Annotated in this window: 11 protein-coding genes; all 11 read left to right on the plus strand. The window is 60.0% G+C overall.

Going from position 1 to position 14,198, the window contains the following annotated elements; translation table 11 throughout:
* Window positions 1–59: 59 nt before the first annotated feature.
* The 11 genes from J3P85_RS26895 to J3P85_RS26945 all read left to right on the plus strand — a co-directional run bounded on the left by J3P85_RS26895 (window position 60) and on the right by J3P85_RS26945 (window position 14,118).
* The gene (locus J3P85_RS26895) at window positions 60–2,828 is read left to right on the plus strand and encodes an LPS-assembly protein LptD (protein ID WP_434704106.1); all 2,769 of its coding nucleotides are present in this window, start codon (window positions 60–62) and stop codon (window positions 2,826–2,828) included.
* Complete coding sequence (gene surA, locus J3P85_RS26900; RefSeq protein WP_139197732.1) at window positions 2,809–4,125, plus strand: peptidylprolyl isomerase SurA; 1,317 nt, start codon at window positions 2,809–2,811, stop codon at window positions 4,123–4,125. Before J3P85_RS26895 ends, surA begins: the two co-directional genes overlap by 20 nt.
* Window positions 4,122–5,111: a 4-hydroxythreonine-4-phosphate dehydrogenase PdxA gene (gene pdxA, locus J3P85_RS26905; protein ID WP_186729596.1), complete on the plus strand. Its 990-nt coding sequence runs from the start codon at window positions 4,122–4,124 to the stop codon at window positions 5,109–5,111. Before surA ends, pdxA begins: the two co-directional genes overlap by 4 nt.
* On the plus strand, window positions 5,108–5,926 hold the full coding sequence (rsmA, locus tag J3P85_RS26910) for a 16S rRNA (adenine(1518)-N(6)/adenine(1519)-N(6))-dimethyltransferase RsmA (protein ID WP_186706966.1): 819 nt from the start codon (window positions 5,108–5,110) through the stop codon (window positions 5,924–5,926). Before pdxA ends, rsmA begins: the two co-directional genes overlap by 4 nt.
* Before the next feature lie 116 nt (window positions 5,927–6,042).
* A complete protein-coding gene (gene apaG, locus J3P85_RS26915; protein ID WP_186706965.1) occupies window positions 6,043–6,423 on the plus strand; it encodes a Co2+/Mg2+ efflux protein ApaG in 381 nt (126 codons plus the stop codon).
* On the plus strand, window positions 6,423–7,298 hold the full coding sequence (locus tag J3P85_RS26920) for a symmetrical bis(5'-nucleosyl)-tetraphosphatase (protein ID WP_434704107.1): 876 nt from the start codon (window positions 6,423–6,425) through the stop codon (window positions 7,296–7,298). The genes apaG and J3P85_RS26920 overlap by 1 nt, the downstream gene beginning before the upstream one ends.
* Window positions 7,299–7,330: 32 nt before the next feature.
* Complete coding sequence (gene glpE / locus J3P85_RS26925; protein ID WP_434704108.1) at window positions 7,331–7,660, plus strand: thiosulfate sulfurtransferase GlpE; 330 nt, start codon at window positions 7,331–7,333, stop codon at window positions 7,658–7,660.
* A gap of 298 nt (window positions 7,661–7,958) precedes the next feature.
* Window positions 7,959–9,881: a PrkA family serine protein kinase gene (locus J3P85_RS26930; protein WP_003177689.1), complete on the plus strand. Its 1,923-nt coding sequence runs from the start codon at window positions 7,959–7,961 to the stop codon at window positions 9,879–9,881.
* Window positions 9,882–9,994: 113 nt separating this feature from the next.
* A complete protein-coding gene (locus J3P85_RS26935) occupies window positions 9,995–11,266 on the plus strand; it encodes a YeaH/YhbH family protein (RefSeq protein WP_003206179.1) in 1,272 nt (423 codons plus the stop codon).
* Window positions 11,263–12,828, plus strand: coding sequence for a SpoVR family protein (locus J3P85_RS26940; protein ID WP_434704109.1), 1,566 nt, complete (start codon window positions 11,263–11,265; stop codon window positions 12,826–12,828). Before J3P85_RS26935 ends, J3P85_RS26940 begins: the two co-directional genes overlap by 4 nt.
* Window positions 12,829–12,891: 63 nt before the next feature.
* Window positions 12,892–14,118 carry a multifunctional CCA addition/repair protein gene (locus J3P85_RS26945; protein ID WP_434704110.1) on the plus strand — a complete coding sequence of 409 codons (1,227 nt, stop codon included), beginning with the start codon at window positions 12,892–12,894 and terminating at the stop codon, window positions 14,116–14,118.
* Window positions 14,119–14,198 lie beyond the last annotated feature (80 nt).

A 14,198-nucleotide genomic window follows, 5' to 3' on the forward strand; every position in this document is an offset into this window, starting at 1 on the left:
CGAGAGGCGTGCGGCCCACACCGCGGGCAGATGGCACGCAGGAAGCCCGGACTAATAAGATGGCATTGAAATCCCCCGCGTTTCGTAAAAAATTTCCGTTGCTGGTCACCGGCAGTCTGCTGGCCCTGCAACCCCTGGCCTCTTCATTCGTCGTCGCGGCGCAGCAGTATGACTGCTCCGTCTCCGCTTCGGGTGCCTGGGACTGTGCACCCAAGACACCGGCCGCCGCGTTGCCGCCGCGTCCCGTGCATGATGGCAGTGCGGTTTCCGACAGCGGCGCTGCTGCGGCCGACAGCGGCTCGGGCGAGGAAGCCGGCGAAAAGCCGATGCTCGTGACCGAAGCCAAGGGCCGTGGCCTGAAGTCGCGCAGCGCAGACTACAGCCACCTGGATTGGGTTCCACGCGAGAACCTGACCCCGGCGCAACTGGCTGAAACCGGTCCTTACTGTGCGGGTGCCTATATCGAGCCGACGCGTCCTGGCATGGATGACAAGACGGCCAAGAGCGACGCCCCTACCTTCCTCGGCGCCAAGGCGTCGCGCTATCAGCAGGAAGAACAGGTGGCGACCCTGGCCGGCGACGTGGTCATGCGCCAGGGCAGCATGCAGGTCGAGGCCGACGAGGCCAGCCTGTACCAGGCCGAGAACCGTGGCGAGCTGAGCGGCAACGTGCGGGTTCGCGACAATGGTGCGCTGATCGTCGGCGACCACGCCGATGTGCAGCTGGACACCGGCGAAGCCAAGGTCGACAACGCCGAATACGTGATGCACAAATCGCGCATCCGCGGTAACGCGCTATACGCCAAGCGCGCCGAGAACGCGATCATCCGCCTCAAGGACGGTACGTACACCACGTGCGAGCCGGGCAGCAACGCCTGGACACTCAAGGGCAACAACATCACCTTGAACCCGGCCACCGGTTTCGGCACCGCGACCAACGTGACGCTGCGGGTCAAGGACTTCCCGGTCCTGTACACGCCGTACATCTATTTCCCGATCGACGACCGTCGCCAGTCCGGCTTCCTGCCGCCGACCATCGGCAGCGGCAGCGACACCGGCTTCCTGCTGGTCACCCCGTACTACTTCAACCTGGCGCCGAACTACGACGCCACGTTGTACCCACGCTACATGGCCAAGCGCGGCCTGTTGATGGAAGGCGAGTTCCGCTATCTGACCAAGTCCAGCGAAGGTCAGTTCGGTGCTGCGTACCTCAACGACGAAGACGATGAGCGCAGCGGGCAGAGCGACTACGACAAGACCCGCTACATGTACAACTGGCAGCACAAGGGCGGTCTCGATTCGCGCGTGCTGACGGAAGTCGACTACACCAAGATCAGCGATCCTTACTATTTCCAGGATCTTAAAAGCGATCAGATTGGTATCGAGACCAATGATCGCGTCAATCAGCAAGGGATCGTCAGCTACCGGGGGGACAACTATGTTGCCCGCTTGAATGCACAGGCTTACCAGCTGGCGACGATTTCGAAGATCACACCGTATAACCGACTGCCTCAGATCACGTTCAGTGGTGCCCTGCCGGAGCATCCGTACGGGCTGGATTTCGCATACAAGACAGAGTTGGTGCGGTTTGACCGTGATTTGCGCACTGGCAACTATACCGATGAGGACGGCAACGTCGAGCCGTGGCTGGATACCAACGTTCGCGGCCTGGCACGGGCTAACGGCAATCGCATGAACCTCGCGCCGGTCATGAGCCTGCCGATGACCGCGTCCTATGGTTATCTCAAGCCGTCCCTCAAGTACCAATACACCCAATATGATTTGGATCTGGATGGTACGGGTAAAAGCGTCGTTGGAAACGGCTACGACAGCACGCCAAACCGCAGTGTCCCTATCGCCAGCATCGACAGCGGTCTGTACTTCGACCGCAACACGCAATGGTTTGGCACCAACTATCGTCAGACTCTGGAACCACGCCTGTTCTATCTCTATGTACCCGAGAAGGACCAGAGCGACATTCCTATCTTCGATACCAGCGAATCGACCTTTAGCTATTCCTCGTTGTTTCGCGACAATCGCTTCACCGGCTCTGACCGTGTCGGGGACGAGAACAAACTGTCCCTGGGCGTGACCAGTCGCTGGATTGAAGAGAACGGCTTTGAACGCCAACGTATCGCCGTCGGCCAGGCGTTTTATTTCAAGGATCGCAAAGTCCAACTGCCAGGCATCGACTTCGACACCCGAGAAGACGCCAAGTCGGACGTTTCCCCGTACGCACTGGAATATGAATACCACTGGAACCGCGACTGGCGCACCACCGCGACCTACAACTGGGACCCGGATACCCGCAGCCCTCGCTCGGGTAGCGCGATGTTCCATTACCAGCCGGAAGACAACCCGAACAAGGTCATCAATGCCGGTTACCGCTACCGCAACGACCAGGTCCGCTACGACGAGGCAACTGGCCAATGGCAAGTGGGCGGTGGCGACTATGGTCGCCCGGGCGATGCGGACTACGTGAAGGACTACTACAAGATCAAGCAGCACGACTTCTCGGTCATCTGGCCGATCGTGCCACAGTGGAACCTCATCAGCCGCTGGCAGTATGACTACAACCGCAACCGTACCCTGGAAGCCTTTGGTGGTTTCGAATACGACAACTGCTGCTGGAAACTGCGCCTGATCAACCGTTACTGGGTCGACTACGAAGAGTTCAGTCAAGCCGCCCCGGAAAACGAAAAAGGCGACCACGGCATCTTCCTCCAAATTGTTCTGAAGGGACTCGGCGGCCTGACCGGCGCCAAGGTAGAGAGCTTCCTCGACAAAGGCATCCAAGGTTATCGTGAACGTGAAGACCAAGCTTTCTGATTGTCTGCGCCCGCTGATGTTGGGCGCGCTGTTCCTGGGTACCGCAGCCAACGCCGCGGTACAGTCCATCGACAAGGTAGTGGCCATCGTCGACAACGACGTGGTCATGCAGAGCCAACTGGACCAGCGCGTCCATGAAGTGCAGCAAACCATCGCCAAGCGCGGCGGAGGCCTGCCGCCTCCGGGCGTGCTGGACCAGCAAGTGCTCGAACGCCTGATCGTCGAAAACCTGCAATTGCAGATCGGCGAGCGTTCCGGCATCCGCATCACCGATGAAGAACTGAACCAGGCCGTCGGCACCATTGCCCAGCGCAATAACATGAGCATCGACCAGTTCCGCGCCGCCCTGGCTCGCGACGGCCTCTCCTACGAGGACGCCCGCGATCAGATCCGCCGCGAAATGGTCATCAGCCGTGTGCGCCAGCGCCGTGTCGCCGAACGCATCCAGGTGTCGGAACAGGAAGTGAAAAACTTCCTCGCCTCCGACTTGGGCAAGATGCAGCTTTCCGAAGAATTGCACCTGGCGAACATCCTGATTCCTACCCCGGAAAGCGCTAACTCCGAAGCTATCCAAAGTGCTTATCGCCAGGCAATGGATGTCTACCAGCAGCTCAAGCAGGGGGCCGACTTCGGCCAGATGGCCATTGCCAAGTCGGGCAGCGACAACGCCCTGGAAGGCGGCGACATGGGCTGGCGCAAGCCCGCTCAACTGCCACCTCCGTTCGACCGCGAGCTGAGCGCTATGGCCGTCGGCGACATCACCCAGCCAGCACGTACCCCTGGTGGCTTCATTATCCTGAAAGTGCTGGAAAAACGCGGTGGCGGAACCCAGGTCCGTGACGAAGTCCATGTTCGCCACATCCTGATCAAGCCAAGCGAGATTCGCAGCGAAGCCGAGACCAAGCGTCTGGCGGAGAAACTCTACGACCGCATCGAAGCGGGTGAAGACTTCGCCGAATTGGCGAAGAGCTTCTCGGAAGACCCGGGCTCGGCCCTCAACGGCGGCGACCTGAACTGGGTTGACCCAAATGCCCTGGTTCCCGAGTTCCGCCAGGTCATGGCTGATACGCCGCAAGGCCAGCTGTCCAAGCCGTTCAAGAGCCCTTATGGCTGGCACGTACTGGAAGTCCTCGGCCGTCGCGCCACCGACAGCACCACCCAGGCGCGCGAACAGCAGGCGATGACCGTATTGCGTAACCGCAAATACGACGAAGAGCTGCAAACCTGGCTGCGTCAGATTCGCGACGAAGCCTACGTTGAAATCAAACTTCCTGGTGCAGACCAGGCAGCGCAGTGAAACCCAAGCGTTTCGCGCTGACACCCGGCGAACCAGCCGGCATCGGTCCCGACCTGTGCCTGCTGCTCGCCTCGCAACCCCAGCCGCATCCCCTGATTGCCATCACCAGTCGCGACCTGCTCCTTGAGCGGGCCGCGCAACTGGGGGTGGTCGTCGACCTGTTGCCGGTGACGCCTCAGGCCTGGCCGGATATTCCAGCGCCCGCCAACAGCCTGTACGTCTGGGATACGCCGTTGGGCGCCCCGGTCGTCACCGGGCAATTGGACCAGGCCAACGCCGCCTTCGTCCTGCAAACCCTGACCCGCGCCGGCCAAGGCTGCCTGGATGGAGCGTTCGCAGGCATGATCACCGCACCGGTGCACAAGGGCGTGATCAACGAATCCGGGATTGCCTTTTCCGGGCACACCGAATTCCTGGCGGAGCTGACCCACACCGCGCAAGTGGTGATGATGCTCGCCACTCGTGGCCTGCGCGTGGCCCTTGTGACCACTCACCTGCCCTTGCGGGACATCGCCGACGCCATCACCCCGGAACGCCTGGAACGGGTCACGCGCATCCTGCACGCCGACCTCCAGGAAAAATTCGGCATCGCCCGACCGCGCATCCTGGTCTGTGGACTCAACCCCCATGCCGGCGAAGGCGGACACCTGGGCCGAGAAGAAATCGACATCATAGAACCCACGTTGGAGCGCTTGCGCAGCGAGGGCATGGACCTGCGTGGCCCGCTGCCTGCCGACACTCTGTTTACCCCCAAATATCTGGAGCACTGCGATGCGGTGCTGGCGATGTACCACGACCAGGGCCTGCCCGTGCTGAAGTACAAAGGCTTCGGCGCAGCAGTCAACGTGACGTTGGGCCTGCCGATCATCCGCACCTCCGTGGACCATGGCACCGCCCTGGACCTGGCCGGCAGCGGCAAGATCGATACCGGCAGCCTGCAAGTCGCGCTGGAAACCGCCTACCAGATGGCCGAGACCCATTTATGACCGAGCAATACCAACACCGCGCGCGCAAGCGCTTCGGCCAGAACTTCCTGCATGACGCCGGCGTGATCGATCGCATCCTGCGCTCCATCCGGGCCAAGCCCGACGACCGTTTGCTGGAAATCGGGCCAGGCCAGGGCGCCCTGACCGAGGGCCTGCTCGACAGCGGCGCACAACTGGACGTGGTGGAGCTGGATAAAGACCTGGTCCCGATCCTCAACCAGCAGTTCGCCGGCAAGAGCAATTTCAACCTGCATCAGGGCGACGCGCTGAAGTTCGACTTCAATAGCCTGAACGCCGCGCCGAACAGCCTGCGGGTAGTGGGCAACCTGCCGTACAACATTTCCACGCCGCTGATCTTCCATCTGCTGAGCAATGCCGGCCTGATCCGCGATATGCACTTCATGCTGCAAAAAGAAGTGGTCGAACGTCTAGCCGCCGGCCCTGGTGGTGGAGACTGGGGGCGCCTGTCGATCATGGTCCAGTACCATTGCCGGGTCGAACACCTGTTCAACGTAGGCCCGGGTGCATTCAACCCGCCGCCGAAAGTCGACTCGGCCATCGTTCGCCTGGTGCCTCATGCCGTCCTGCCGCACCCGGCCAAGGATCATCGCCTGCTGGAGCGGGTGGTGCGCGAAGCGTTCAACCAGCGCCGCAAGACCCTGCGCAACACCTTGAAACTGTTGCTCAGCAGCGCCGAAATCGAAGCCGCCGGCGTTGATGGCAGCCTGCGCCCCGAGCAGTTGGACCTGGCGGCGTTCGTACGCTTGGCCGACAAGCTCAGCGAACAGGCCGCCCCGCAAGCCGACGCCAACTGAACAGAGGTCGAGCGCTATCGGGCAGTACGCCAGTCTGGTCTACTACCCGATACTTGGCCTAGACTCATCTCCTGAGTCGCGCCCGCGTCCCGCTTCGTTTTTAAGGCCTTATTTGCATGTCTGATCCTCGTTACCAAGTCGACGTCAGCGTCACCACCCGTTTCCTGGCAGAACAGTCGCAACCCGAACATGACCGCTTCGCCTTCGCCTACAGTATTACCGTAAGCAACAACGGTTCGTTGCCGGCCAGGCTGTTGTCGCGGCACTGGGTCATCACCGACGGCGACGGTCACGTTGAAGAAGTGCGTGGTGAAGGCGTGGTCGGCCAGCAACCACTGATCGACGCCGGTAAAAGCCACAGCTACAGCAGCGGGACGGTGATGACCACCAAGGTCGGCACCATGCAGGGTACCTACCAGATGCTGGCCGAGGACGGCACACGCTTCGATGCTGTCATCAAGCCCTTTCGCCTGGCTGTGCCCGGGGCCTTGCACTAATGGCCACCTACGCGGTCGGCGACCTGCAGGGCTGCCTCGACCCGCTCAAGTGTCTATTGGAGCGCGTCGCCTTCGATCCGCAAAAAGACACGCTGTGGCTGGTGGGTGACCTGGTCAACCGGGGCCCGCAGTCCCTTGAGACGCTGCGCTTTCTCCACGGTATCCGCCAGTCGGTGGTGTGCGTACTCGGCAACCACGACCTGCACCTGCTGGCCACCTGGCAGAACATCGAGCGCCTGAAAAAATCCGATACCTTGAGCGAAATCCTCGCCGCCCCCGATTGCGTTGAATTGCTGGAGTGGCTGCGCCAGCAAAAGCTCATGCACTACGACGAGCAGCGCAACCTGGCGATGGTCCATGCCGGCATCCCGCCCCAGTGGTCCCTGCGCAAGGCGCTCAAGTGCGCCGCCGAGGTGGAACAGGCACTACGCGATGACAATTTGTTCGCGCCCTACCTGGATGGCATGTACGGCAACGAGCCGGTCAAGTGGGACAACGACCTCACCGGCAGCGCCCGCCTTCGCGTCATCACCAATTACTTCACGCGGATGCGCTTCTGCACCCGAGATGGCAAGCTAGACCTCAAGGGCAAGGAAGGCATCGAGACCGCACCACCCGGCTACGCCCCGTGGTTCAAGCACAGCGAGCGCAAGACCCGTCACCTGAAGATCATTTTCGGGCACTGGGCGGCGCTGGAAGGCCAATGCGACGAACCCGGCGTCTTCGCCCTCGATACCGGCTGCGTGTGGGGCAGCGCCCTGACACTGATGAACATCGACACCGGCGAGCAACTGCGCTGCGATTGCGACGAACAGGGCCACGCCAGAACCCACCACCCAGTCACAGCACCATCGCCGGCCGGCACCGCCGTTTGACCGACGTTGCGCCCACGCTACAGGAGTCCCTCATGACCGAATTCAAACGCATCCCCCCTGAACAGGCCCAAGCCCTGCGCGAGCAAGGCGCGGTCGTCGTCGATGTCCGCGACCCGGCCACTTTCGCCGCTTTGCATATCCGTGGCTCCAAGCATCTGGATAACCATTCCCTCGCCGATTTCATCCGTGCCGCCGACCTCGATGCGCCCACCGTCGTGGTCTGCTATCACGGCAATTCCAGCCAGAGCGCAGCTGCCTATCTGGTCAGCCAGGGCTTCAGCGACGTCTACAGCCTGGACGGTGGTTTTGAGCTGTGGCGCACGAAGTATCCTGATGAAACAGCCCAAGGCATCGACGAATAATTTTTTATCCCGGCCAACCCCGCGTGAACCGTGGGCTTGAGCGATGGCAGACGAACGGTCTGCCACAACTAATTACGTATTCCACCTTTACCTCCGCGATTCCGAACTATCCTTAGCCTCAGGCCATCCAAAACAGGGGAGAGCCGGTACACCGGCGCGCGGGTCATCGGGAGTCAGCTTTCAGGAGCCTGCATTCTGAAAGCATTCTGGGGGGTAAACGGCAACTGGGTCCCCAGGGGCTGTCCAGCATCGACTGATTGATCCGACACCGGCTCCACGTATCGAGCGAGGTGACGTCATGAGCATTTTTAGCCACTTCCAGCAACGTTTCGAGTCCACGCGGCAAGAGGAATACTCGCTGCAGGAATACCTCGAACTCTGCAAGCAGGACCGCAGTGCCTATGTGTCGGCTGCGGAGCGTCTGTTGCTGGCCATCGGAGAACCGGAGCTGCTGGATACCTCGACCAACTCGAGGCTCTCGCGCATCTTTTCCAACAAGGTGATTCGCCGCTATCCGGCCTTTGCGGACTTCCACGGGATGGAAGAATGCATCGAACAGATCGTGTCCTATTTCCGCCACGCCGCCCAAGGCCTGGAAGAGAAGAAGCAAATCCTTTATCTGCTCGGCCCCGTGGGTGGCGGTAAATCGTCCCTGGCCGAAAAACTCAAGCAACTGATCGAAAAAGTGCCCTTCTATGCCATCAAGGGCTCGCCGGTGTTCGAATCGCCCCTGGGGCTGTTCAACGCCACCGAGGACGGCGCGATCCTCGAGGAAGACTTCGGCATTCCGCGCCGATACCTCAACACCATCATGTCGCCATGGGCGACCAAGCGCCTGGCCGAGTTCGGCGGTGATATCAGCCAGTTCCGGGTGGTCAAGCTCTACCCCTCGATCCTCAACCAGATCGCGGTCGCCAAGACCGAGCCGGGTGACGAGAACAACCAGGACATCTCAGCCCTGGTGGGCAAGGTCGATATCCGCAAACTGGAAGAATTCCCACAGAACGACGCCGACGCCTACAGCTATTCGGGTGCGCTGTGCCGGGCCAACCAGGGCCTGATGGAATTCGTTGAAATGTTCAAGGCGCCCATCAAGGTCCTCCACCCGCTGCTGACCGCCACCCAGGAAGGCAACTACAACAGTACCGAGGGCCTGGGGGCCATCCCGTTCACCGGCATCCTGCTGGCTCACTCCAACGAATCGGAATGGCATACCTTCCGCAACAACAAGAACAACGAAGCCTTCATCGACCGGATCTATATCGTCAAGGTGCCGTACTGCCTGCGAGTGAGCGATGAGGTGAAGATCTACGACAAGCTGTTGTTCAACAGTTCGCTGTCCAAGGCTCATTGCGCCCCCGACACCCTGAAAATGCTGGCCCAGTTCACGGTGCTTTCGCGCCTCAAGGAACCGGAAAACTCCAACATCTATTCGAAGATGCGCGTGTACGACGGTGAAAACCTCAAGGACACCGATCCGAAGGCCAAGTCGATCCAGGAGTACCGCGACAACGCGGGTGTGGACGAAGGGATGAACGGGCTGTCCACGCGCTTCGCGTTCAAGATCCTGTCCAAGGTCTTCAACTTCGACCCCCACGAGATCGCGGCCAACCCGGTTCACCTGCTGTATGTGCTGGAACAACAGATCGAGCAAGAGCAATTCCAGGCCGAAACCCGCGAACGCTACCTGCGCTTCTTGAAGGAGTACCTGGCGCCGCGCTACATCGAGTTCATTGGCAAGGAAATCCAGACGGCGTACCTGGAGTCCTACAGCGAATACGGCCAGAACATCTTCGACCGCTATGTGCTGTATGCAGACTTCTGGATCCAGGACCAGGAATACCGCGACCCGGAAACCGGCGAGATACTCAACCGCGTGGCCCTCAACGAGGAACTGGAAAAAATCGAGAAACCCGCCGGCATCAGCAATCCGAAGGACTTCCGCAACGAAATCGTCAACTTCGTGCTGCGCGCCCGGGCCAACAACAACGGCAAGAACCCAACCTGGCTCAGCTATGAAAAGCTGCGGGTGGTCATCGAGAAGAAAATGTTCTCCAACACCGAAGACCTGCTGCCCGTTATCAGCTTCAACGCCAAGGCCAGCAAGGAGGACCAGCAAAAACACAACGACTTCGTCACACGCATGGTCGAACGTGGCTACACCGACAAACAGGTACGACTGCTTTCCGAGTGGTACCTGCGGGTCCGGAAATCGCAATAAGCAGCGGCAAGCTTCTAGCTACAGACTGCAAGGGAACGGCGTTGAGCCCAAGGCTCGACGCCACGCCTCTTACGGCTTGAGGCTTACGACTTGAAGCTCCCCCGGAGGGGCCTATGAGCTATGTGATCGACCGACGCCTTAATGGCAAGAACAAAAGCACGGTGAACCGCCAGCGGTTTCTGCGGCGTTACCGTGACCACATCAAGAAGGCCGTTGAAGAGGCGGTCAGCCGGCGCTCCATTACCGACATGGAACACGGCGAACAGATCAGCATCCCCGGCCGCGACATCGACGAGCCGGTGCTGCACCATGGGCGCGGCGGCAAGCAGACCGTCGTGCACCCTGGCAACAAGGAGTTCACCAGTGGCGAGCACATCCCCCGTCCCCAGGGCGGAGGTGGCGGCAAAGGCCCCGGCAAGGCCGGCAACTCCGGCGAAGGCATGGATGAGTTCGTCTTCCAGATTACCCAGGAGGAATTCCTGGAGTTCATGTTCGAGGACCTGGAGCTGCCGAACCTGGTCAAGCGCAACCTGACCGGTACCGACACCTTCAAGACCGTGCGTGCCGGTATCAGCAATGAAGGCAACCCATCACGCATCAACATCATCCGCACCCTTCGCTCCGCCCACGCCCGGCGCATCGCGCTGTCGGGCAGCAGCCGGGCAAAACTGCGCGAAGCCAAGGAAGAACTGGCTCGGCTCAAACGCGAAGAACCCGACAATTTTGGCGATATTCAAGACCTCGAAGCGGAAATCGAGAAGCTTAGCGCCCGCATCCATCGCGTCCCGTTCCTCGACACCTTCGACCTCAAGTACAACTTGCTGGTGAAGCAGCCAAACCCCAGTTCCAAGGCGGTGATGTTCTGCCTGATGGACGTTTCGGGCTCCATGACCCAGGCGACCAAGGACATCGCCAAGCGCTTCTTCATCCTGTTGTACCTGTTCCTGAAACGGAATTACGACAAGATCGACGTGGTGTTCATCCGCCACCACACCAGCGCCCGGGAAGTGGACGAAGAGGAGTTTTTCTACTCCAGGGAAACCGGCGGCACCATTGTGTCCAGCGCCCTGAAGCTGATGCAGGAAATCATGGCCGAACGCTACCCCGCCAACGAATGGAACATCTATGCGGCCCAGGCGTCGGACGGTGACAACTGGAACGACGATTCACCGATCTGCCGTGACATCCTGATCAACCAGATCATGCCGTTCGTCCAGTACTACACCTATGTGGAAATTACTCCACGGGAACATCAGGCCTTGTGGTACGAATACGAACGGATTGCCGAAGCATTTTCCGACACATTTGCCCAACAGCAACTGGTCTCGGCCGGGGATATCTACCCGGTCTTCCGTGAACTCTTCCAGCGCAGGTTAGTGACATGACCGCCAAAAAAGAGCAGAAGCGCCAGCCCATTTCCACCGGCTCCGAATGGACGTTCGAGCTGATCAAGGCCTACGACCGCGAAATCAGCCGTATCGCGGACCGTTATGCCCTGGACACCTACCCGAACCAGATCGAGGTGATCACCGCCGAGCAAATGATGGACGCCTACGCGTCGGTCGGCATGCCGCTGGGCTATCACCACTGGTCCTACGGCAAGCATTTCCTCAGTACAGAGAAATCCTACAGCCGCGGCCAGATGGGGCTGGCCTACGAAATCGTGATCAACTCCGACCCTTGCATCGCCTACTTGATGGAAGAAAACACCATCTGCATGCAGGCTTTGGTGGTGGCGCATGCCTGCTACGGGCACAACAGCTTCTTCAAGGGCAACTACCTGTTCCGCACGTGGACCGATGCCAGTTCGATCATCGATTACCTGGTGTTCGCCAAGCAGTACATCATGCAATGCGAGGAGCGCCACGGCATCGACGCGGTGGAAGACCTGCTGGACTCGTGCCATGCCTTGATGAACTACGGTGTGGACCGCTACAAACGGCCGTATCCGATTTCCGCCGAAGAGGAACGTCGGCGCCAGAAGGACCGCGAAGAGCACCTGCAAAAACAGATCAACGATCTATGGCGCACCATTCCCAAGGGTGCCGACAAGTACAACGAAAAAGACAATGCCCGTTTCCCGGCCGAGCCCCAGGAAAACATTCTCTATTTCATTGAAAAACATGCGCCGTTGCTGGAGCCGTGGCAGCGGGAAATCGTGCGCATCGTGCGCAAGATCGCCCAGTATTTCTATCCACAGCGCCAGACCCAGGTGATGAACGAAGGCTGGGCCACGTTCTGGCACTACACGCTGATGAATGACCTGTACGACGAAGGCCTGGTCACCGACGGCTTCATGATGGAGTTCCTGACGTCCCACACCAGCGTGGTGTTCCAACCGGGCTTCGACAGCCCGTACTACAGCGGCATCAATCCTTACGCACTGGGTTTCGCCATGTACCGCGACATCCGGCGCATGTGCGAAGACCCTACCGAGGAAGATCGTCGCTGGTTCCCGGAAATCGCCGGTTCGGACTGGTTGTCCGCCATCAAATTCGCCATGAGCAGCTTCAAGGACGAGAGTTTCATCCTGCAGTACCTCTCACCCAAGGTAATCCGCGACCTGAAATTGTTCAGCATCCTCGATGACGATCAGAAAGATGACTTGGTGGTTCCCGCCATTCACGATGAGAGCGGCTACCGCATCATCCGCGAAACCCTGGCGGCGCAATATAACCTGGGTAACCGCGAACCCAATGTGCAGATCTACAGTATCGATCGCCGCGGAGACCGCTCGCTGACCCTGCGCCACCAGGCCCACAACCGTAAACCTCTTGGTGACTCCACCGATGAAGTGCTCAAGCACCTGCATCGGCTCTGGGGTTTCGATATTCACCTGGAAACCCTGCAAGGCGACCAAGTCATGAAAACCCATCATGTGCCGCCCAGAAGCGAACAAGCCGAAGGCGACTATGGCCGCCTGGACCTGGCCGTCATTCATCTTTGATCCCGTTTTCGCCTCCAGAGGTCCGACGCAAAGGTTATCCTGTCGGACCAACGGAGGTTTTTTATGCAGATCTATAAAGTTGGCGGCGCCGTTCGCGATCGCCTGCTGGGCATTCCCGTCACCGACGTCGATCGGGTCGTCGTGGGAGCCACCGCCGATGAAATGCTCGCCAAGGGTTTTCGCCCTGTAGGGGCCGATTTTCCGGTATTTCTCGACCCGAAGACTGGCGAGGAATACGCCCTCGCCCGCACTGAGCGCAAGAGCGGCCGCGGCTATGGCGGCTTCGTGTTCCATGCCAGCCCCGAAGTGACCTTGGAGGAGGACCTGGTTCGCCGGGATTTGACCATCAATGCCATGGCTGAAGATGACCATGGCAACCTGACCGATCCGTACCACGGCCAACGCGATCTTGAAGCTCGTCTGCTGCGCCACGTTTCCCCCGCTTTCGCCGAAGATCCGCTCCGAGTCCTGCGGGTTGCCCGCTTTGCTGCACGTTATGCGCCGCTGGGTTTCAAGGTGGCGGACGAAACCCTCGAACTGATGCGCCAGCTCAGTGAGTCCGGCGAATTGGAGGCGTTGACGGCCGAGCGCAGCTGGAAAGAAATTTCCCGCGCCCTCATGGAAAAACAGCCACAGGTATTTATCCAGGTGTTGCGCGACTGCACGGCGCTCAAGATCTTGATGCCCGAGGTCGACGCGCTGTTCGGCGTGCCGCAGCCTGAAGCCCATCACCCGGAAATCGATACCGGCGTCCATACCTTGAGCGTGCTGGAGCAAGCGGCACTGCATCAACAGCCGCTAACGGTCCGCTGGGCCTGCCTGCTCCATGACTTGGGCAAAGGCCTGACACCCCAACACGAATGGCCGCGCCACATCGCCCATGAGCACACGGGCCTGAAGCTGATCAAAGCCGTCAGCGAACGCTTCAAGGCACCGCGGGACTGCCAGGAACTGGCGTTACTGGTTGGCCAGTACCACACCCATGGCCATCGTGCGCTTGAACTGAAGGCCTCTACTTTGCTTGAGCTGCTGCAAAGTTTTGATGTGTATCGTCGGCCCCAGCGCTTCGAGGAATTCATTGCGGCATGCGAGATGGATGCACGGGGGCGCAAGGGGCTTGAGGAGCGAAGTTATCCACAGGCTGAATATCTGCGAGGCGCTGCGGCAGCGGCCCGCGCAGTGGCGGTGCAGCCTTTGCTGGAGAAAGGTTTCAAGGGACCGGAGCTGGGAGAGGCGATCAAGCGTGAGCGTCTCAGGGCGTTGAAAGCCTACAAGGAAGCGGCGAACTGACAGGCGTTTTCAGGTCAACCGCCGTCATCGCGAGCAAGCTCGCTCCCACAGTGGATTTCGGTTGAACACAAGATAGGTAC

This window comes from Pseudomonas sp. Z1-12 (assembly GCF_051132015.1).
In the GTDB taxonomy this organism is placed as follows: Bacteria; Pseudomonadota; Gammaproteobacteria; order Pseudomonadales; family Pseudomonadaceae; genus Aquipseudomonas; species Aquipseudomonas zanjanensis.

Coding starts and splice junctions, on each gene's coding strand:
- J3P85_RS26895 (WP_434704106.1), top strand. CDS start 60: ATGGCATTGAAATCCCCCGCGTTTCGTAAAAAATTTCCGTTGCTGGTC.
- rsmA (WP_186706966.1), top strand. CDS start 5,108: ATGACCGAGCAATACCAACACCGCGCGCGCAAGCGCTTCGGCCAGAAC.
- apaG (WP_186706965.1), top strand. CDS start 6,043: ATGTCTGATCCTCGTTACCAAGTCGACGTCAGCGTCACCACCCGTTTC.
- J3P85_RS26920 (WP_434704107.1), top strand. CDS start 6,423: ATGGCCACCTACGCGGTCGGCGACCTGCAGGGCTGCCTCGACCCGCTC.
- glpE (WP_434704108.1), top strand. CDS start 7,331: ATGACCGAATTCAAACGCATCCCCCCTGAACAGGCCCAAGCCCTGCGC.
- J3P85_RS26930 (WP_003177689.1), top strand. CDS start 7,959: ATGAGCATTTTTAGCCACTTCCAGCAACGTTTCGAGTCCACGCGGCAA.
- J3P85_RS26935 (WP_003206179.1), top strand. CDS start 9,995: ATGAGCTATGTGATCGACCGACGCCTTAATGGCAAGAACAAAAGCACG.
- J3P85_RS26940 (WP_434704109.1), top strand. CDS start 11,263: ATGACCGCCAAAAAAGAGCAGAAGCGCCAGCCCATTTCCACCGGCTCC.
- J3P85_RS26945 (WP_434704110.1), top strand. CDS start 12,892: ATGCAGATCTATAAAGTTGGCGGCGCCGTTCGCGATCGCCTGCTGGGC.